An 18715-nucleotide genomic window follows, 5' to 3' on the forward strand; every position below is an offset into this window, starting at 1 on the left:
AGCCCGTTCAGTCGACGGAGACGACCTCACACGTCACTACGGTTCCCACAACCCCAGGATCATCCAGAGGAACCTTCACGGTCTTCGTCTGCTTCGCGGCGAAGCGCACGTACGCACTGCCCGAGGTCACCTTGGAGTCCTTGTCGCGGAAGTCCATGGTGACGACGTACGTCTGGGGCTTGTCGGTGCGGTTGCCCACCTTCACGATCGCGGCCGGCTCGCCCTTCTTGTCCTTGCCGGCGCACTTGACGAGGGCCACGGTCGGCGCGGGCCCTACGCGCTTGGAGGAGGAACCACTCGACGAACCGCTGCTCGACGAGGAGTCGTTGCTGTCGTAGCGGTCGTTGTAGCGGTAGCCACCGGTCCCCGAGGTGGAACTGGAGTCATCGGAGTCGGAGTAGCCGCCGGAGCTGGAGCCCGAACCGGAACTGGAACTGGAGTGGCTGGAGTTGGAGCAGCCGCCCCCGCCGCCCGAGCCGTGCCGCCCGTGTCCACGGCTCTTGAATCCCGTCAGCGCCACCAGCACCACCGCGAGTACGGCCGTCAGCCGCAGACCACGACGCATCATGTATTGAGCCCCCGATTTTCCGCGTCAATCTTCCCTGCCCCGGCCCCACCGGGTCCGGACAGCGCCCGCCACCGTAGCAGGCGCTGTCAGGTATACGACGGGCTGCCTCGCCCGATACGTGACGGGCTACCCCTGGCGCGCCGACGCCCGTGACTGGCCGGTGCCCTTGACCGCGTCCAGCGCGTAGACACAGCGGTCCTTGCTGCACGCGTACACCACGCCGCCCGAAGCCACCGGCGAGCCCGTGATCTCGCCGCCCGTCGCGAGCTTCCACCGCAGCTGTCCGCCCGCCGCGTCCACCGTGTAGAGGCAGTGGTCGGCCGAGCCGAAGTGGACCCGGCCGTCCGCGACGACCGGGGAGCCGATCACCTCGCCGCCCGCCGCGAAGCGCCACTTGGGCGTGCCGGTGACCGCGTCCAGCGTGTACAGCGCGCTGCCGCTGCCCAGGTGCACCGACCCGTCCGCCACCAGCACCGGCTCGCTCGACTGGCGCGCCTCGGTGGCGATCCGCCAGCGGTCACGGCCGTTCGCCGCGTCCAGGGCGTAGACCGTGCCGAGGTAGTCGGCGATGTAGACGCCGCCGCCCGTCACCGCCGGCCCCGGCGCGTACGCGGGGGCGCACAGGAAGACGGCGGGCGACTCGAAGCGCCACCGCACCTCCCCGCGCGCGATGTCGATCGCCAGCACGCGCGTGCCCGCCGCCACGTACACGACCCCGTCGGGGGCCGACAGCAGCCGGACCGGGACGCCGCCGCAGGACGCCGCGTCGCCGATCGGGTACGACCAGCGCTCCACGCCCGTGCGCGCCTCCAGGGCGCGCAGCCGCGCCTCCGCCCAGACGAAGACCGTGCCGTCGTAAATGGCCGGCCCGGACTCGGGCGTCTCGAAGTCGGTCTGGGCGCCCTGCATCTCCCACAGCAGCTCGCCGTTGGCGGCCTCCCAGGCCTGGACGCCGCCGCCCCGGGTGCCGGTCACCACCGTGCCGCGGTCGACCTTGAGGGAGTAGACCCAGCCGTCCGTGGACAGCCGCCACCGCTCGGCGCCGTCCTCCGCGTCCAGCGCGTACAGCGTGGGGCCGTCCGAGGCGTGGATCCGGCCGTTCGAGACGGCCATGGCCCAGGCCACGTCGCGGGTCTTGAACTGCCGCCGCCCCGTGGCCACGTCCAGCGCGTGCACCTCGAAGGACGTCACGTACAGCAGGTCGCCCGCGACGGCCGGGGTGCCCCACACGTCGTTCGACATACGGAACCGCCAGGGGCGCCAGCGGCCGTGCGCCCCGGCCCCGCCCGGGGCCTCGGAGGCGTCCGGGGAGGGGGCCGAGGTGGGCGGGGACGACGGCGGTGGAACCGCGCCCGTCACGAGGCCGCCATCGCCTCCGTTCGCCCCGCCGGTCAGGCCGGTCGGCGGGCGCACCCAGCCGGTGGCGGGGCCCGTCTCGTGCTGCGGCTGCGGCTCGCGCCCGTCGGTGGCCCGGGGGCCCGGGCCGATGGGCACCTTGGAACCGGGCAAGCGGACCGACGCGTCGGCTCCGACGGGCGCCGGCCCCACCGGACCAGGCGGACCTGTCGGGCCCGCCGGCCCCGCCGGACCGGCCGCTACGCCGGGTCCGGTGGGGCCTTGGACCGGGGGCGGCCCGGTCGGCGGGCCCGACGGGGCCGCCGACCCGGGCGCGGCGTGGCGCCCGGGGCCGATGGCGCTCAGCGGGTTCGGCGGGCCCGGAGGGTTCGCTGTATTCGGAGGGTTCGCTGTATTGGTGCGCAGGCCGCCGCGCGGGTCGCCCGCGACCATGGGCTCCCAACCGGAGGCGCCGGCGGGCGCGCTGTGCCGGCCGCCGCGCCCCGTGCCCGGTCCATGCGCGTCGTACCCCGGCGCGGGCGTCGGCGGGCGCTCCGGCGGCAGCGGCGCGGCCGGCCGGCTCCCACCGCCACCGCTCGCGCCATCGCCGCCGTGACGGCCGTCCGCGCCCCGCGCGGGGCGCGCGATCTGGTTCCGCCCGTTGCGCTTGCGCTCGATCAGCGCCACCGCGCCGGCCGGCAGCCAGGCCGAGGCCGTCCCACTGTCCTCGGCGTTGGATGCGAACAGATGCGGGGCCAGCTGCGACTGCAGATCGGCCGGACTGGGCCTGCGCTCGGGCTCCATCTGCATACAGGATTCGATGAGCGGCCGCAGCTCGTCCGGCAGGCCGGTCAGATCCGGGCCCTCGCGCAGCAGCATGAATACGGTCTCGACCGGGTTGGCGCCGTGGAACGGGGCATGGCCGGTCGCCGCGAACGTCAGCGTCGAGCCGAGCGAGAAGATGTCGCTCGCGCCGGTCACGCTGCGCGAGTCGCGCGCCTGCTCGGGCGACATATAGGCCGGGGTGCCCACCGCCACGTTGGTCATCGTCAGCCGGGTGTTCGAGACTCCGGACGCGATACCGAAGTCGATCACTCGCGGGCCGTCCTCGACGACCAGCACATTCGACGGCTTCAGATCCCGGTGGACCAGGCCCGCGCCATGGATGGACTGCAGCGCCTCGGCGACCCCGGCCGCCAGCCAGCGCACCGCCTGGGCCGGCATCGGCCCGCACTCATTGACTATCTCCTCGAGGGAGGGAGCCGGCACATACGCGGTGGCCAGCCACGGCACCGCGGCACGCGGATCGGCGTCCACGACGGCGGCCGTGTAGAAGCCGCTGACCGCGCGCGCCGCCTCCACCTCGCGGGTGAAGCGGACACGGAACAGCTGGTCCTCGGCGAGCTCGGTCCGCACCGTCTTGATCGCGACCCGCCGGCCGGACGCCGAGCGGGCCAGATAGACCAGCCCCATGCCGCCCGCGCCGAGCCGGCCGAGCACCTCGAACGGGCCGATACGCCTCGGATCGTGCTGCGTCAGCTGCTCCACCACTTGCCTGCCACCTCCCCGTGGGGCTTGAAAAAATACCGCCCCGCTGCAGCGTCTCACCGACAAACCAACCGGCGGCACGCATCCTGCATTCTCTCTGGCGAAGGCGGCGGTTGCGAACCCGGGGGCGATTTCGTCGTGTCCCCGGGCGGCACCCGCCAGTCCTCCACCTTGCCGTATGCCGGACCCCAGGCCCCGCTACGCTCCGCTTTCCGTGCGCGAAGTGCGTGCCGCCGAGGTGTCGACGACGGCGAAGAGCGCGCCCTGATTGTCCGCAAGCACCGCGAAACGCCCATACGGCGTATTTTCGGGGTCATTGAGCAGGCGTCCCCCGAGCGCGTGCGCCGTCCGCGCGGCTTCGTCACAGTTCGCCACCACGAAGTAGGTGAGGAAGTGCGCGGGCATTTCGGCCGGAAATCTGTCACCCATGACGGTGCGGGCGCCGATCGCGTACCCGGGCTCGGCGGGCTTCCCGCGAGGCGCCCAGAACACGACGTCAGCTTCCCCCTGTCCCCCCTGTCCCCCCTGTCCCCCCTGCCGCACCGTCCCGTACCCGAAGACCGCCCGGTAGAAGGCGTCCACACGCTCAGGGTCCCGGGTACGGAGCTCGCTCCAGCCGTATGAGCCGGGGGCGCCGTGCTCCTCGAAGCCGGGGTGGCTGCCCGCCTGCCAGACACCGAAGACCGCGCCCCCGGGGTCCACGGCCGTCGCCATGGCGCCGAAGTCCCCGATCCGCATGGGCTCGGTGATCAGACGGCCGTCGGCGGCGCGGATGCGCGCGGCGGTGGCGGCGGCGTCCTGGGCGGCGAAGTAGATGTTCCAGACGGTCGGCATCCGGCCGTCCGGCTTGGGTGCGAGGGCGGCGACGTTCCGCCCGTGGTGGAACGCCTGGGTGTAGCGGCCGTAACGCGGCTCACCCGCCCCGAAGGTCCAGCCGAACAGCTCGCCGTAGAAGCGCTTGCCGGCCTCCAGGTCGGGGAGCATCGCGTCCGCCCAGCAGGGCACACCTTCCGCGAATGCGGCCATGGTTCCGGTCCTCCCGCGCGAATACCCCTCTTCACCACACACGACGCTTTTCGCGTCATTTGCCACGCTAACGGTTCATCGCCAGGAAAGCCCGATTCGATACGCGGACGCGAGGCCTGATTCGGGAGCACCTCCATGGTCTATTTCAGGCCGCTTGCCGATCCCCCGACCTGCATCGCTCGCCACTCTGTCCACCGAAGTTATCCACAGCCTGTTGATAATATGATTCACGCGGACGGGTTAGCTGTCGACGGGCGGGAGATCCGCCGCCCAGATGGGCCTCGATGACTCGTTCTCCCTGATCAGCGCGGCCCCGGGAGTCCCGAGCCGAACACGGTCCCCATTTGCACGCAGCCGAATCGCGCTTCGATCACCCCTCGGTAAGCTGACGTCATGACAGGACAAGTACGCACCGTCGACGGGCGGGTCGCCGGTCGCCGCGGGCAGGCGACGCGGCAGAAGCTGCTCGACTGCCTCAGCGAGATGCTCAGCACATCCCCGTACCGAGACGTCAAGGTCATCGACGTCGCGCGCAAGGCCGGCACCTCGCCCGCGACGTTCTACCAGTACTTCCCCGATGTCGAGGGCGCCGTCCTCGAGATCGCGGAGGAGATGGCGAAGGAAGGCGCGGGCCTGACCGATCTGGTCGCCGGGCGCTCGTGGGCCGGAAAATCCGGGGCACAGGCCGCGGAAGAACTCGTCGAGGGCTTCCTCTCTTTCTGGCGCAAACACGACGCCATCCTGCGCGTTGTCGATCTTGGCGCGGCGGAGGGGGACAAGCGGTTCTACAAGATCCGCATGAAGATCCTCAACTCCGTGAACAATTCCCTGACCGATGCCGTCAAGGAGCTCCAGACGAAGGGCCGGTACGACAAGGACGTCAGCCCGGCGGCCGTCGCGGGCTCGATCGTCGCGATGCTGGCCGCGGTCGCCGGCCACCAGAAGGGCTTCCAGAGCTGGGGCGTCAAACAAGCCGAGCTCAGGCCCGCCCTGACGCTTGTGGTCCACCTCGGCATCACGGGCAGGAAGCCGCCCAAGTAAGGCACGCAACACGCACCGCGCGCGTCGGCGCCGCGAGCGCCGGGTCCCTCCCCTTCGGGCCCGTCACCGCTCGTCCACCAGCGCGGGCCGGTCGGCTCCGGGGTCTCGCACGTCCTGTCACCCCCCACGGCGAACCCCGACCCACCGGCCCCACGGCGGCCCCGGCCGGCTCCCCGAGCCCCCGCCGCCGCGCCCCGGCCCGCAGCTGCACCACACCGCCGCGCGCGGGTCGTCTCACGACGTCCCGCGCGCGGCGGTCTTCCGCGGCGGTCTCCAGCCGGCGCCCCGACGCCGTGGACGACGCGTACCGCCGTACCCCGCCCTACGCGCCGCCGTACCCCGCCGCCCTAGGCGTCGTCGGAGCCCTCCCGCGTCGGCGTCACGCGGAACAACCGGATCTGGCGCTCCACGCGCGCCTGGTACGTCGCGTACGGCGGCCAGAAGCGGAGTGCCGCCGCCCATGCCGCCGCCCGCTCCTCGCCCTCCAGCAGCCGCGCCCGGACCGCGATGTCGCGGCCCTCCCAGCTGATCTCGGCGTCCGGGTGGGCCAGCAGGTTCGCGGTCCATGCCGGGTGGCCCGGCCGGCCGAAGTTGCTGCCGATCAGGAGCCAGGTGCCGTCCTCCGGCATGCAGGCCAGCGGGGTGCGGCGCGGCAGGCCGCTTCTCGCGCCCCTCGTCGTGAGGACCACGCCCGGCAGCATCCGGGCGCTGGGCAGCACCTTTCCGCGCGTCAGCCGGTGCACGGCGCGGTCGAGCGCCGGGACGATGTGCGGCGCGACCTTCGCGAAGGCTCGGCCCGACGACACCTTTTGGATCAGCCGGACTCCGTAGCCCGTACGCGTTGAGGGCGCCATCACACCGCCACCGCCTTCCGGGCCCGGCGCCCATCGGCGCCCGCACCCGCGCCCACGCTCGACGCGTCCGGCTCCGCGAACAGCCCTTCCCGCTCGGCCGCGCTTGCCCGCAGCCGGTGCACCGGCCCGAAGAGCAGCTCGTCCGAGGCGGCCCGCTTGAAGGAGAGGTGCGCGTCGTGTTCCCAGGTGAAGCCGACGCCGCCGTGCAGCTGTACCGCCTCCCCGGCGGCCGCGCGCTGCGCGTCCAACGCCTGGGCGAGCGCGAGACCGCTCGCGACGGCCGCCTCGGCCGGAACGGCACCCGGACCCGCCCCGGTCCTGTGCGCCGCCGCGGGCCGCCCCACGGCCCACGCCGCGTAGTACGCCGCCGACCGCGCCGCCTCGACCTTCACATACACCTCCGCCAACCGGTGCTTGACCGCCTGGAAGGACCCGACCGGCCGGCCGAACTGCACCCGCGTCCGCACGTACTCGACCGTCCGCTCCAGCGCCGCGTCCGCCGCGCCCACCGCCTCGGCGGCGAGCGCGGCCGCCGCCGTCATGCCCAGCCGCGCCAGCGCGCCCACCACCTCCGCGCTCTCCGCCCCCTCCGCCCCCAGCAGCTCGGCCGGCACGTCCCGCAGCTCGATCCGGCCCTGCGGCCGGGTCTCGTCGAGGGCGGTCAGCCTCGTACGGGCCAGGCCGGGTGCCCCGGCCCGTACGAGGAAGAGCAGCGTCCGGCCGCGCGTATAGCCGCCCGTGCGGGCGGCGACGAGCAGCAGCCCCGCGCTGTGCCCGTCGAGGACCTGGTCGACCTGCCCGTAAAGCCGCCAGCCCCCGCTCCCGCTCTGCCGCGCCTGGACGCCCCCCGCGCGCCCGCCGCCCGCCCAGCCCCCGCCGTCGTCCGCGCCGTCGTCCCCGCTGGTCAGGCCGAGCGCCCTGGTCAGGCCCCCGCCGGGCACCGCGAGCGACGCCGTGAGCTCGCCGTCCGCGATGCGCGGCAGCAGTTCGGCGCGCTGCGCGCCCGTCCCGAGCCGGTCGACGAGGGGCGCGGCGAGCACCGCGGTGGCTGTCAGCGGGGACGGGAGCAGCGCGCGCCCCGTCTCCTCGCAGGCGAGGGCCAGCTCGGTGGGTCCGCAGCCGACCCCCCCGGCTTCCCCGGGGAGGGCCAGGCCGGGCAGCCCGAGCTGCCGCGCGAGCAGCCGCCACAGTGCTTCGTCGTGGCCGGGCGCGGTGCGGACCGCCGCCTTGACCTCGTCGGGGCCGCACCGCTCCCGCAGCAGTCTGCGCAGCGTACGGCGGATCTCGACCTGTTCATCGGTGAACGCGGCGTCCATCGGCAAGCACCTCCGCTTCTGACGGACCGTCATATTAGGGACGAGGTGCACACTTTCCCACCCCTGCACACGGCCTCCCTTGTAAACTGCCGCCACTCCCTCACGTTCCTCCCCCACCGCTCCGCCGGAGCACGAACCGGCGGCGGCCCTGTCCTCCGGGGCCAGTCGGAGGAGCGAGGAGGGGAAATGGACGATCGGGACACGCAGGAGACGAACAACCACCGGTGGGCCCCGCCTGACATATGGCAGGTGGTCCTCGGGGTACTGAGCCTTCTGGTGGCGATCGCCGCATGCGTGGGGCAGTTCCTGCAATAGCCGCCCCGCGCGCGAGGTCCGGACGGGGCCGCGCTCACCCAGGGGTGCGAGTCAGGCCATACGGGAGATCGCCCGGACCCGCCCCTTCCCCCGCCCGCCCCTCCCATCCATTCAGCCCCGTCCCCACCCCCATGAATCTGATGTACCGTCAGATTCATGCCCGCAGCGAAGCGCAAGCGCGCCCGCAAGGTCGCCGTCGTCGGGGTCTCCCTCTCCGACTGCGGCCGCGTCGACGATGCGACCCCCTACGCCCTCCACGCCCAGGCCGCCCGGCGCGCCCTCGCCGACTCCGGCCTCGACCGGTCGGCCGTCGACGGCCTCGCGTCGGCCGGGCTCGGCACGCTGGCCCCGGTCGAGGTCGCCGAGTATCTGGGCCTGCGCCCCACCTGGACCGACTCGACGTCCGTCGGCGGCTCCACCTGGGAGGTCATGGCGGCCCACGCGGCGGACGCCATCGCCGCGGGCCACGCACGCGCCGTCCTCCTGGTCTACGGCTCCACCGCCCGCGCCGACATCCGCGCGGGCCGCCGCACCTCCAACCTCTCCTTCGGGGCGCGCGGACCGCTCCAGTTCGAGGTCCCGTACGGCCACACCCTGGTCGCCAAGTACGCGATGGCCGCGCGCCGCCATATGCACCAGTACGGCACGACCCTCGAACAGCTTGCGGACATCGCCGTCCAGACACGCGCCAACGCCGCGCACAACCCGGACGCGATGTTCCGCGCCCCGATCACGGTGGACGAGGTGCTGAGCGGCCCGGTGATCGCCGATCCCTTCACCAAGCTGCACTGCTGCATCCGCTCCGACGGCGGCTGCGCCGTGCTGCTCGCGGGCGAGGAGTACGTACCGGATACGGCGAAGCCCCCGGTGTGGGTGCTGGGTTCGGGCACCGCGATCTCCCACACCACCATGTCGGAGTGGCACGACTTCACCGTCTCTCCCGCGGCGTCCTCCGGGCGGCAGGCCTTCGAGCGGGCCGGGGTGCGGCCGTCGGACATCGACGTGGCCGAGCTCTACGACGCGTTCACCTATATGACGCTGGTGACCCTGGAGGATCTGGGCTTCTGCGCGAAGGGCGAGGGCGGGGCGTTCGCGGGCAAGGGGCGGCTGCGGCTTACGGGCGACCTCCCCACGAACACGGACGGCGGCGGGCTGTCCGCCTGCCATCCCGGCATGCGCGGGCTGTTCCTACTGGTGGAGGCCGTGCGGCAGCTGCGCGGCGAGGCGGGTGAGCGGCAGGTCCGCAAGGCGGGCGGGCGGCTGCCGGAACTGGCCGTGGCGTCGGGCACGGGTGGCTGGTTCTGCTCCTCGGGGACGGTGGTGCTCGGGCGCGGCTGAGGCGGGCGACCGTACGGGCGGCGGACGCTGTGTCACCCTGCTCACCTGTGCACCTGGCACGAGAAGGAGGCAGGGGACCCGATGGCTGGAACCGGAGCCGACGACGAGGCCGCCGAGGAATTCCGCGCGCTGCTGCGCGGACTGCGCGTGCGCGACGGCGGCGAGCTGCCCGCCTTCGACCCGGCGACGGCGCCCGAGACGCCGCTCCCGCTCTTCCGGCGGTGGCTGCGCGAGGCCGCCGAGGCGGGCGTACCGGGCCCGCACACCATGATGCTGGCCACCGCCGACGCGGACGGCCGCCCGTCCGTACGTACGGTGATGCTGCACGACGCCGACGCGCGCGGCTGGCACTTCGGCACCCATCGCACCAGCCGCAAGGGCCGGGAGCTGGCCGCGCACCCGTACGCGGCGCTGGGCTTCCACTGGACCGCGGTGGGCCGGCAGGTGCGGATCGGCGGACGGGTCACGGCGGCCGGCCCCGAGGAGAGCGCGGCGGATCTGCGCGGGCGCTCACCGGCGGCGCTGACGGCCGCGCTGGCCGGGGGCGGGCGGCAGAGCGAGGTCCTGGGCTCGGACGGGGAGCTGGAGCGGGCCTTCGAGGCGGCGCGCGAGCGGGTCGAGCGGGAGCCGGACACGACGACGCCGAGCTGGACGCTGTATGTACTGGCCGCGGATGAGGTGGAGTTCTACCAGGAGGAGGAGCACCGGCGGCACGTACGCCTGCGCTACCGCCGCGCGGGCGGGGGCGGTGATTGGCTGCGGGAGTTGCTGTGGCCGTAATGGCCCGGGGGACGTGTGGTCCGTACCCTGCTCACGTGGCATGACGGCGTCATCGGGGGTGGCGGGTGGAGCGCGGTGCACTGATCGCGGGGCGGTACGAGCTGGTGAAGCGGCTCGGCCGGGGCGGCATGGGCGAGGTGTGGGCCGGCCGGGACCGGAGCCTGCACCGTGATGTGGCCGTCAAGCTGCTGGCACTCGACGACACGGTGCCGCCGGACCTGCCGGCCCGCTTCGAGCGGGAGGCGGTGGCCGCCGCGCAGATCAGCCATCCGAACGTGGTCGCCCTGCACGACCGAGGGGTCCACGAAGACCTGCTCTTCCTCGTCATGGAGCGGGTCGAGGGCACCACCCTCGCCCAGCACATCCGCGACAAGAGCCCCATGGGCCCGGCCCGCGCGCTGGAGATCGCCCAGGAGATCTGCGCGGCGCTGGTCGCCGCGCACCGGGCGCAGGTCATCCACTACGACATCAAGCCGCACAATGTGATGCTCACCCCGGACGGCCGGGTGAAGGTAGTGGACTTCGGCATCGCCGGGTTCGTCCAGGCCGCCTTCACGGTCGCCCACTCCTCACAGCTCGCCCCGGCGGGCACCCCGGAGTACGGCGCACCCGAGCAGTTCCTCACCGAGCGCGGGGACGAGCGCTCGGATCTGTACGCCCTCGGCGGCGTGCTCTTCGCCCTGCTCACCGACCGCCCGCCGTTCACCGGCCACAACGGCATCGCGGTGATGCGCCGCAAGCTCGACGAGGAGGCCCCCTCGCTCGACACCCTCCGCCCGGACCTGCCGCCCGCGGTGACGGAGCTGGTCGCCGAGCTGCTCCGGCGCGATCCTGACCGGCGCCCCCAGACGGCGGCCGCGGTCCACGAGCGCCTCGGGCGGCTGCGGGCCACCCTCGACGAGCCCGGCGCACCCGGCGTGTCCGCCACGGCCGTCACGGTGCCCGTGGTGCCGCCGCGTACGGAAACCCCACCGCCCACCCGGCGGTTGTCCGCTTCCGACGGGCCGTTCGAGATCGCCTGGACCGGGCGGGAGCGGAGGGCCGACTACGCTCCCCCGGCCCCCGGACCCCTCTGGCGCGGTTGGCTCGCCCTCGCGGTCGTCGCGGCGGTCACGGCGGCCAGCATCTACTACCCGTTTGCCGCAGGCAAGATCACCGTGGGGCAGAAGCAGGACGACAACCCGTGGATGCTGGTCATCTTGGTGTGGGTATTCGGCGGCCTGGCCACGCTCTTCGGCGTGATCAGTATGCTGGTGAGCACGGGCAAGGTGATCCGCCACGCGAGCTTGCTCCGGCGGAAACCCCCGTGGACCCTCCACATCGGCCCGCGCGGCATCACGACCACCGACGCCACCGGCGCCACGATCGCGACCGGCCCCACGGGACGCCGCACGTTCGTTTGGGACCACCTCAAGATGGTCACCCTGGAGAACATCGAGTCCCCGGCGCCGTACCGCTACGCGGGGCTCCACGCCCGCTTCACCGACGACGCCCCGCACCCCGACCGCGCCCGCCCCGCGGGCTGGATCTACCCCGCCCCGCTCGCCCCCCGCGAGCACGGCAGGGTCCCGCTCTGCGTCCTCGGCCCCTTGAGCGATCAGCAGCACTCCGCGCTCATCGACGCCCTCACCCGCTACGCCGGCTCTCGTTGGCAGCCGGAGGCCGAGCACGTCGACGGGACGTGACGCCGCCGGCGGGGCGGAAGACGGGGATCGCCGGGGCGCCCTCGTGTGAGACGTCCCCGTCCGGGGCGCGGAAGTCGACGCGCAGCTCCATGTCCACGCGCAGATCCGGACCGGCGCACCCGACCAGTTCGGTCATCATGCGCGGGCCCTCGGCGAGTTCGACCACGGCGGCGGTATAGGGGACACGGGCGCCGAACGGCGGGAGGTCGTTACGGTGCACCACGGACCAGGTGTAGAGGGTCGCGCGGCCGCTCGCCCGCTCCCAGATGACGTGCTCGCTCCAGCACCGGGGACAGAACTCGCGTGGGTAGTGGTGGGCTCGGCCGCAGTCCGTGCAGCGGCGGATCAGCAAGTGCCCCCGCGCGGCCGCGTCCCAATAGGGGCGGGTGAAGGCGTCGATCTCCGGCAGGTCGAAGCGGGGCGCGCCCGCGGGGGGCGCGCTCACAGGAACAGCCCCCACGTCTCGTCCAGCGCCCAGGTCTGCCAGCTCATGCCGAGGAGGGCGACCAGGGAGATGAGCACCATCATCGAGTTCTGCCCCTGCTCGGCCCAGTCGTGGATCATGAGCACGAAGTAGAGCAGGTTCAGCAGCGCGCCGCCGATCAGGGCGATCGGGGTGAGGAAGCCCAGGACCAGGCCGAGCCCGATGGCCAGCTCGGCGTAGAGCACGACATACGCCATGAGCTTGGGGCGGGACCCGACGACGGCGCCGAATCCGCCGCGGACGAACGCCCAGCGGTGCTTGGCGGCGATGCCGGCCGCCCAGGTGATGCCGGTGCTGCGTTCCAGCCAGGCCTTCTTGTCCTTGTGCCGCCAGCTCTCCAGCCACCACAGGCCGAGCCCGATGCGCAGCGCGGCGAGCCATTCGGGCCCGCTGAGCCAGATCGTACGCATCACTCCCCCTCTCCGTCCGCCCCGTCCGGCCCGCCGGCCAGCTGGACACGATCTGACGGTACGTCAGTTCAGCGGACGCGGAAAGGACCGCGCAAGAGATCGCACAGCGACCCGCGATCGATCCGCAACCGCTTCGGACTAAATTTGCCGGAAACCTGCCAATTACCTGTTTTTAACAGTTGCCGGATCGACTTGGCCTTCCTGGGTTTCCTCGGTTTCGCGGTGGGGTGCACGGGAGTGCGTAACCCGTACGGGAGTTTGGTCGTTGATGTGATCGTCAGGCCGTAGCGGCGCGAGGCGTGTGAGGGGGTGGGTGGGGTGCGGCGCAGGGTTGTGATGGGTGAGGGGGAGGTGCAGCGGGTCGCGGCGGCCTGCGCTCGCGCGCTGCGGGGTGTGGATGCGGTGAGTGGCCGGCAGCTGGGTGAGGCGGCTTGGGCGGAGCGGGCCGGGTGGCTTGCCGCTGTGGTCGGGTCGCTGGCGGCGGGCGTGGTCCAGGAGCACTGGAACGGGCCCGATCTGGCCCGGCTCGCCTCCGGTACCGACCGGTCGGGCGCATCACTGCCGTCGCAGGGATGGATGGCGTTGCGGCGGCTGGGCTGGTCGGTGACCGTTGCGGGGGGTGTGTATGTGCCGGACCGGGTGGTGCGGATCGCGCAGGAGCAGGCGGGGCGGGCGCTGCGCTCAGCCTGGTGGCGCGCCGAGATCACCGCCGCGCTCCTGGCCACCTGGCCCGCCGACCCCGCCCGGCGCACCGTAGCGGAGTGGGAGGCGCTGCGCGCCGCGCTGCCCGACGGCCCGGTGGTGGCAAGCGGTGTGCTGCTGGCCCGTACCCGGCAGGTCGCCGCCTTCCACGCCCGCCACCGCCGCCTGCCGACCAATTTGACGGAGTGCGAGCAGGCACCGGGCGCGGGCGGGCAGGTGGTGCTCGCGGCGGTCGACAAGCAGCTCGCCACCCTCGAACGCTGCCCGCAAGACCCGTTCCACTACGGAGTATTGACGGTGCGGCTGCCGACCCGGCCCGCGCCCGCCCGCCGGACCGACTGGCATCCGGTACGTATCCGGTTCAGGCTGCCGCCGCATGTGCCCGCCACAACGGTGCTGTGCGCCCCCACCCTGCGCATCCGCCAGAGCCGGCTCCTCCTCGACGTGCCCTACGCGCTCGCCGCCCCGAAGCCGGAGCGGGCCGGACACCGCACCGCGGTCGCCTTCGACTGGGGATTGAACACCCTGCTCACCGGCGGCACCCTCCACCTCACCCACGAGACCCAGCCCCGCGTGCGGACCGACGGGCGCCCGGTGTACTTCCGCGCGGGAGGAGTGTTGGCCAAGGCCGACCGGCTGCGCATCCACGCCGAGCACATCAGCGCCCGCATCGACCAGCTGCGCACGCTGATCGCCTCCCGCCAGGAGCGCGGGATGCGCCCGAACCCCTGGCTAATGGCGAAGCTCGCCGTCCTTCAGACCGAGCGGGACCACGTCGCAAGGCGCCGTACCCGGCTGAACGCGGCGCTGGCCCGGGCGGCCGCCCGCTTCATGACCGACCACGCGATCGCCGCCGGGGCGAGCGTCATCTATCTGGAGGACCTGCGGGACATGGAGGCGCGCGGCAAGGGCCGCACGCTGAACACGCGGCTGTCCCAGACCGTGCGCGGCGCGATCGTCACCGACCTGCGCCACCGGGCCGCCGCCCACGGCATCGCGGTGGTCATCGTCCCGCCCCGGGGCACGTCAAAGTACTGCCCCCGGTGCCTGACCGCGTTCCGTCACCACAAAGCCCCAGGCGACCGGGCGGCGGGCTGGGCATGGGCCACCTGCCCAGGCGATGCGTGCGCGTACAGCACCGGCCGGGACAACGCCGCATGGCAGAGGATCGGCGCCCGCGGCCTGACCCACCAGCACAAGACCAGCCTCGACCGCACCGCCGGAACCTTCGTGATCCGCAGCGTGGTCGAGGCCCTGGACCGCGCGAGCACGGTCCAGCAGCAGACCCGGGACCGCACCAAGAGCGGCCCCACGAACAAACGCCCTGTGCCCGGGAAGCGGCGCAAGGTCCCCGCCCCACCCGACAACCGCACCCCAACCAGGGCGCGGCCGGGTGGCAAGCGTCCGGCGGGGCGGCCCCCCACGCACCCGACCCACCGCAGCCGGCGGTGTCCACGGCAGCAGGGACCGAACACCATCGGCACCCCCGCACGGCATCAGCCGGACGGGGCCAGACTCGGGGCAGGCTTCCACCGCCACGCCCACACCACCCCCACCCGGGGACAACCGTGGCCGAGTCACCCTCCAAAGCGGCCCCGAACACCCGGGATCGCCCAGGAAACCCAAGCTGATTAGAGACGCTACGCTCACGCTCATGGCCGACACCTTCCCCGAGCACTCTTCACCTGTGTACGTGATAGGCGGCGGCCCGGGCGGGCTCGCCACCGCGGCGGCCCTGCGCGAACGCGGCATCCGCGCGGTGGTCCTGGAGAAGTCGGAGGCGGTCGCCGCCTCCTGGCGCGCCCATTACGACCGGCTGCATCTGCACACCACGCGCCGCCTGTCCGCCCTCCCCGGGCTCACGATCCCCCGCACCTACGGGCGGTGGGTCGCCCGGGACGACGTGGTGCGCTATCTGGAGCAGTACGTCGAGCACCACCGGCTGGAGATCGTCACGGGGGTGGAGGTCTCACGGATCGACCGGGCCCCTGACGGCGAGGGCTGGGCACTGCGGGCCACGGGCGGGCGGGCACCTACCTCGCCCGTCGTGGTCGTGGCCACCGGCTACAACCACACGCCGCGAGTACCCGACTGGCCGGGCCGGAAGACCTATACCGGCGAGTTGCTGCACGCGAGCCGCTACCGAAACGCCCGGCCGTACCAGGGCCGGGACGTCCTGGTCGTCGGCGTCGGCAACACGGGCGCCGAGATCGCGGTCGACCTCGTCGAGGGCGGCGCGGCCCGGGTGCGGCTCGCGGTGCGCACCGTGCCGCACATCCTGCGCCGCTCCACGGCGGGCTGGCCCGCGCAGGCCACCGGCATCCTGGTGCGGCGACTGCCCGCCCCCCTGGTGGACCGGGCGGCGCGGGCGATGAGCCGGCTCACCATGCCGGACCTCGCCGAGCACGGGCTGCCCTGGCCGGAGACCGGCCTGTACACGCGGGTGCGCCAAGGCGCGATCCCGGTGCAGGACGTCGGCCTCATCGGCGCGGTACAGGCGGGGAAGGTGGAGGTGGTGGCGGCGGTCGAGTCCTTCGAGGAGGACAAGGTGACGCTGGCCGACGGCTCCCACATCAGCCCCGACACCGTGGTCGCGGCAACCGGCTACCGGCGCGGCCTGGACGACCTCGTCGGCCACCTGGGCGTGCTCGACGGGCGCGGCAAGCCGCTGGTCCACGGTCCGCGCACCGCCCCCTCCGCCCCGGGCCTGCACTTCACGGGCTATACGAACCCGATCAGCGGCATGTTCCGCGAGCTCGCCATCGACGCGCGCAAAATCGCCAAGGCCATCGACCGCACATCGGCGTGATATCGCCGCTCCCGCCCGGCGTGACCCTCGCGTCCGCCGGGCAGCATCACCTCACCGCCCCGAGGGCGGCCCCGTCACCCTGTGTTTTGTCCCCGCACCCCCATTCCTGACAGGGTGTCAGTTCCGTTAATCTGACTCCTGAGTAATCTGACTAGACGTCAGTTATCTGGCTTGTCGCCAACGAGCAGGAGTGGCGGATACCGATGCTTGGATCGACTCACGGCACCCTCACCACCAACTCCCGTCACGCCCGCGTCGCCGCCTGCGGCCGGCCTCCCGGCCCCGCCGTCCACGTCCACGGCAGGTCCGCGGCCGCCGAGGACGTGGACGTCAGCGGCCGCCCGCTGCACTCCGCCGTCCCCGATCTGGACCGGTTCTTCCGCCCCGAGTCGGTGGCCGTCGTCGGCGCCTCCGACGCCGAGGGCCGCCCCAACACCGGTATCACCCGGCAGCTGATCGCCTGGGCCGAGCGCGTCGGCGCGCGCCTGCACCCCGTGCACCCCTCCCGTTCCGCCGTCTTCGGCCTCCCCTGCGTCCCGTCCGTGGCCGACCTGCCCGAACCGGTCGACCTCGCCGTCCTCCTGGTCCGCGATCCCCTCCCGCTCGTCGAGGAACTCGCCTCCACCAAGGTCAAGTTCGCCGTCGCCTTCGCCTCCGGCTTCGCCGAGACCGGCGCCGAGGGCGCCGCCGCCCAGGCCCGGCTCTCCGCCGCCGCACGGCGCGGCGGGCTGCGCCTCCTGGGCCCCAACACCAACCTCAACGCCTTCGAGGAGTTCCGCGAGGACCTGGAAGGACCGGCGATCGCCCTCATCACCCAGTCCGGCCACCAAGGCCGCCCCGTCTTCACCCTCCAGGAGCTGGGCATCCGGCTCAGCCACTGGGCCCCCACCGGCAACGAGGCCGACCTGGAGACCGCCGACTTCATCTCCTACTTCGCCTCCCGGCCCGAGGTCGGCGCCATCGCGATGTATGCGGAAGGGCTCAAGGACGGGCGCAGCTTCCTGCTGGCCGCCGACCGCGCCGCCCGCGCCAAGGTGCCCGTCGTGGCCGTCAAGGTCGGCCGCACCGAGACCGGGGCCCGCACGGCCGCCTCCCACACCGGCAAGCTGACCGGCTCGGACGCGGTCGTGGACGCGGCCATGCGGCAGTTCGGCGTGATCCGGGTCGACGGCCTCGACGAGCTGCAGGACACGGCCGCGCTGCTCGCCCGTGCCCGGCCCCCGCGCGCCGAGGGCGTCGTGGTCTATTCGATCTCCGGGGGCACCGGCGCCCACTTCTCCGACCTCGCGACGGCCGCCGGGCTCCCGCTGCCCACGCTCGGCGCCGAGAAACAGGCCGAGCTCCACCAGTGGATACCCGACGACCTCGGCGTCGCCAACCCGGTCGACAACGGCGGCCACCCCGTCGGCGACTGGCGCGGCCGGAAGATCATCGACGCCATCCTCGCCGACCCGTCCGTCGGCGTACTGATCTGTCCGATCACCGGGCCGTTTCCGCCGATGAGCGACAAGCTGGCACAGGACCTGGTGGACGCGGCGGAACAGACGGACAAGCTGGTGTGCGTGGTGTGGGGGTCGCCGGTCGGCACCGAGGCCGCCTACCGCACCACCCTCCTCGGGTCCTCCCGCGTCGCCACCTTCCGGACCTTCGCCAACTGCATCACCGCCGTCCGCGCCTATCTGGAGCACCACCGCTTCACGGCCGGCTACCGCTCCCCCTTCGAAGACGCCCCCCGCACCCCCTCCCCCTCGGCCCGCAAGGCCCAGGCGCTGCTGCGCCCAGGAGAACAGCTGAGCGAGCACGCCGCGAAGCAGCTGCTGCGGGCGTACGGCATCCGGGTGCCGCGCGAGCAGCTGGTGACCAGCGCGGCGGCGGCCGTCCGCGCCGCCGGTCTGGTCGGCTACCCCGTCGCCATGAAGGCCTCCGCGCCGCAGCTCGCGCACAAGACCGAACTGGGCCTGGTCAGGCTCGGGCTCACCTCCGCGAGCCAGGTCCGCGACACCTATCGGGACCTGACCGACATCGCCCGCTACGAAGGCGTCGAGCTGGACGGCGTGCTGGTCTGCCAGATGGTCGAACGCGGCGTGGAGATGGTCGTCGGCGTCACCCACGACAGCCTCTTCGGGCCGACCGTCACGGTGGGCATCGGCGGGGTGCTCGTCGAGGTGCTGCGGGACACGGCCGTGCGCGTGCCTCCCTTCGGCGAGGACCAGGCACGCGCGATGCTCACCGAGCTGCGCGGCCGGGCCCTGCTCGACGGCGTACGCGGCCTGCCTCCCTGCGATGTGGACGCCCTGGTCGAGGTCGTCCTCCGCGTCCAGCGCATGGCCCTGGAGCTCGGCGACGATCTCGCCGAGCTCGACGTCAACCCCTTGATGGTGCTGCCTCGCGGCCAGGGCGCGGTGGCCCTCGACGCCCTGGCCGTGTGCCGCTGAGGCACCCGGCCCGCGCGCCCGGCCCTCCACCCGAGCCCTTGCCGAAACCCCGGCCACGGCCCCGGCCCA

General features: G+C 73.2%; 15 protein-coding genes. 8 read left to right on the top strand and 7 right to left on the bottom strand.

Annotated features, from left to right (window positions below):
- Positions 1-7: 7 nt before the first annotated feature.
- From PV419_RS11810 to PV419_RS11820, 3 genes are all read right to left on the bottom strand, one after another.
- A complete protein-coding gene (locus PV419_RS11810; protein WP_319687925.1) occupies positions 8-568 on the bottom strand; it encodes a hypothetical protein in 561 nt (186 codons plus the stop codon).
- 126 nt (positions 569-694) lie between these two features.
- Positions 695-3454: a PQQ-binding-like beta-propeller repeat protein gene (locus PV419_RS11815; protein WP_319687926.1), complete on the bottom strand. Its 2760-nt coding sequence runs from the start codon at positions 3452-3454 to the stop codon at positions 695-697.
- 195 nt (positions 3455-3649) lie between these two features.
- Positions 3650-4477 (bottom strand): VOC family protein, encoded by an 828-nt coding sequence (locus PV419_RS11820; RefSeq protein ID WP_319687927.1) that lies wholly within the window; start codon positions 4475-4477, stop codon positions 3650-3652.
- Positions 4478-4870: 393 nt separating this feature from the next.
- Between PV419_RS11820 and PV419_RS11825 the strand changes: the two genes are divergently transcribed.
- Positions 4871-5518: a TetR family transcriptional regulator gene (locus PV419_RS11825; RefSeq protein WP_319687928.1), complete on the top strand. Its 648-nt coding sequence runs from the start codon at positions 4871-4873 to the stop codon at positions 5516-5518.
- A 347-nt stretch (positions 5519-5865) separates the two neighbouring features.
- Here the strand turns inward: PV419_RS11825 and PV419_RS11830 are convergent, their stop codons facing one another.
- Together PV419_RS11830 and PV419_RS11835 are read right to left on the bottom strand one after the other, a co-directional pair.
- Complete coding sequence (locus tag PV419_RS11830) at positions 5866-6372, bottom strand: nitroreductase family deazaflavin-dependent oxidoreductase (protein WP_319687929.1); 507 nt, start codon at positions 6370-6372, stop codon at positions 5866-5868.
- The gene (locus PV419_RS11835; protein ID WP_319687930.1) at positions 6372-7688 is read right to left on the bottom strand and encodes an acyl-CoA dehydrogenase family protein; all 1317 of its coding nucleotides are present in this window, start codon (positions 7686-7688) and stop codon (positions 6372-6374) included. The genes PV419_RS11830 and PV419_RS11835 overlap by 1 nt, the downstream gene beginning before the upstream one ends.
- Positions 7689-7874: 186 nt before the next feature.
- Between PV419_RS11835 and PV419_RS11840 the strand changes: the two genes are divergently transcribed.
- The 4 genes from PV419_RS11840 (at position 7875) to PV419_RS11855 (ending at position 11806) form a co-directional block, all read left to right on the top strand.
- Complete coding sequence (locus PV419_RS11840) at positions 7875-8003, top strand: hypothetical protein (protein WP_319687931.1); 129 nt, start codon at positions 7875-7877, stop codon at positions 8001-8003.
- Positions 8004-8159: 156 nt separating this feature from the next.
- The gene (locus PV419_RS11845) at positions 8160-9341 is read left to right on the top strand and encodes a thiolase C-terminal domain-containing protein (protein ID WP_319687932.1); all 1182 of its coding nucleotides are present in this window, start codon (positions 8160-8162) and stop codon (positions 9339-9341) included.
- Positions 9342-9422: 81 nt separating this feature from the next.
- Positions 9423-10121 (top strand): pyridoxal 5'-phosphate synthase, encoded by a 699-nt coding sequence (locus tag PV419_RS11850; protein ID WP_319687933.1) that lies wholly within the window; start codon positions 9423-9425, stop codon positions 10119-10121.
- Between the two features lie 65 nt (positions 10122-10186).
- Positions 10187-11806: a serine/threonine-protein kinase gene (locus tag PV419_RS11855; protein WP_319687934.1), complete on the top strand. Its 1620-nt coding sequence runs from the start codon at positions 10187-10189 to the stop codon at positions 11804-11806.
- On the opposite strand, the gene PV419_RS11860 is transcribed toward PV419_RS11855, so the two are convergent.
- Together PV419_RS11860 and PV419_RS11865 are read right to left on the bottom strand one after the other, a co-directional pair.
- Entirely contained in the window at positions 11748-12251 is a 504-nt protein-coding gene (locus PV419_RS11860; RefSeq protein WP_319687935.1) for a Zn-ribbon domain-containing OB-fold protein, read from the bottom strand. The genes PV419_RS11855 and PV419_RS11860 overlap by 59 nt on opposite strands.
- Positions 12248-12700: a DoxX family protein gene (locus PV419_RS11865; protein WP_319687936.1), complete on the bottom strand. Its 453-nt coding sequence runs from the start codon at positions 12698-12700 to the stop codon at positions 12248-12250. Before PV419_RS11865 ends, PV419_RS11860 begins: the two co-directional genes overlap by 4 nt.
- Before the next feature lie 336 nt (positions 12701-13036).
- Here PV419_RS11865 and PV419_RS11870 point away from each other — a divergent pair, with 336 nt between their 5' ends.
- The 3 genes from PV419_RS11870 to PV419_RS11880 all read left to right on the top strand — a co-directional run bounded on the left by PV419_RS11870 (position 13037) and on the right by PV419_RS11880 (position 18646).
- On the top strand, positions 13037-15037 hold the full coding sequence (locus PV419_RS11870) for a transposase (protein ID WP_319687937.1): 2001 nt from the start codon (positions 13037-13039) through the stop codon (positions 15035-15037).
- A gap of 19 nt (positions 15038-15056) precedes the next feature.
- Positions 15057-16211: an NAD(P)/FAD-dependent oxidoreductase gene (locus tag PV419_RS11875; protein WP_319687938.1), complete on the top strand. Its 1155-nt coding sequence runs from the start codon at positions 15057-15059 to the stop codon at positions 16209-16211.
- Between the two features lie 203 nt (positions 16212-16414).
- A complete protein-coding gene (locus PV419_RS11880) occupies positions 16415-18646 on the top strand; it encodes an acetate--CoA ligase family protein (protein WP_319687939.1) in 2232 nt (743 codons plus the stop codon).
- The last annotated feature ends 69 nt before the right edge of the window (positions 18647-18715 follow it).

Origin of the sequence: Streptomyces sp. ME19-01-6, from assembly GCF_033793745.1 — a bacterium.
Taxonomy (GTDB): Bacteria; Actinomycetota; Actinomycetes; order Streptomycetales; family Streptomycetaceae; genus Streptomyces.

Bases quoted from the DNA above. Each gene is read 5' to 3' on its own strand.
- PV419_RS11810 (WP_319687925.1), bottom strand. From the start codon at position 568: ATGATGCGTCGTGGTCTGCGGCTGACGGCCGTACTCGCGGTGGTGCTG.
- PV419_RS11820 (WP_319687927.1), bottom strand. From the start codon at position 4,477: ATGGCCGCATTCGCGGAAGGTGTGCCCTGCTGGGCGGACGCGATGCTC.
- PV419_RS11825 (WP_319687928.1), top strand. From the start codon at position 4,871: ATGACAGGACAAGTACGCACCGTCGACGGGCGGGTCGCCGGTCGCCGC.
- PV419_RS11830 (WP_319687929.1), bottom strand. From the start codon at position 6,372: ATGGCGCCCTCAACGCGTACGGGCTACGGAGTCCGGCTGATCCAAAAG.
- PV419_RS11835 (WP_319687930.1), bottom strand. From the start codon at position 7,688: ATGGACGCCGCGTTCACCGATGAACAGGTCGAGATCCGCCGTACGCTG.
- PV419_RS11840 (WP_319687931.1), top strand. From the start codon at position 7,875: ATGGACGATCGGGACACGCAGGAGACGAACAACCACCGGTGGGCCCCG.
- PV419_RS11845 (WP_319687932.1), top strand. From the start codon at position 8,160: ATGCCCGCAGCGAAGCGCAAGCGCGCCCGCAAGGTCGCCGTCGTCGGG.
- PV419_RS11850 (WP_319687933.1), top strand. From the start codon at position 9,423: ATGGCTGGAACCGGAGCCGACGACGAGGCCGCCGAGGAATTCCGCGCG.
- PV419_RS11865 (WP_319687936.1), bottom strand. From the start codon at position 12,700: ATGCGTACGATCTGGCTCAGCGGGCCCGAATGGCTCGCCGCGCTGCGC.
- PV419_RS11870 (WP_319687937.1), top strand. From the start codon at position 13,037: ATGGGTGAGGGGGAGGTGCAGCGGGTCGCGGCGGCCTGCGCTCGCGCG.
- PV419_RS11875 (WP_319687938.1), top strand. From the start codon at position 15,057: ATGGCCGACACCTTCCCCGAGCACTCTTCACCTGTGTACGTGATAGGC.
- PV419_RS11880 (WP_319687939.1), top strand. From the start codon at position 16,415: ATGCTTGGATCGACTCACGGCACCCTCACCACCAACTCCCGTCACGCC.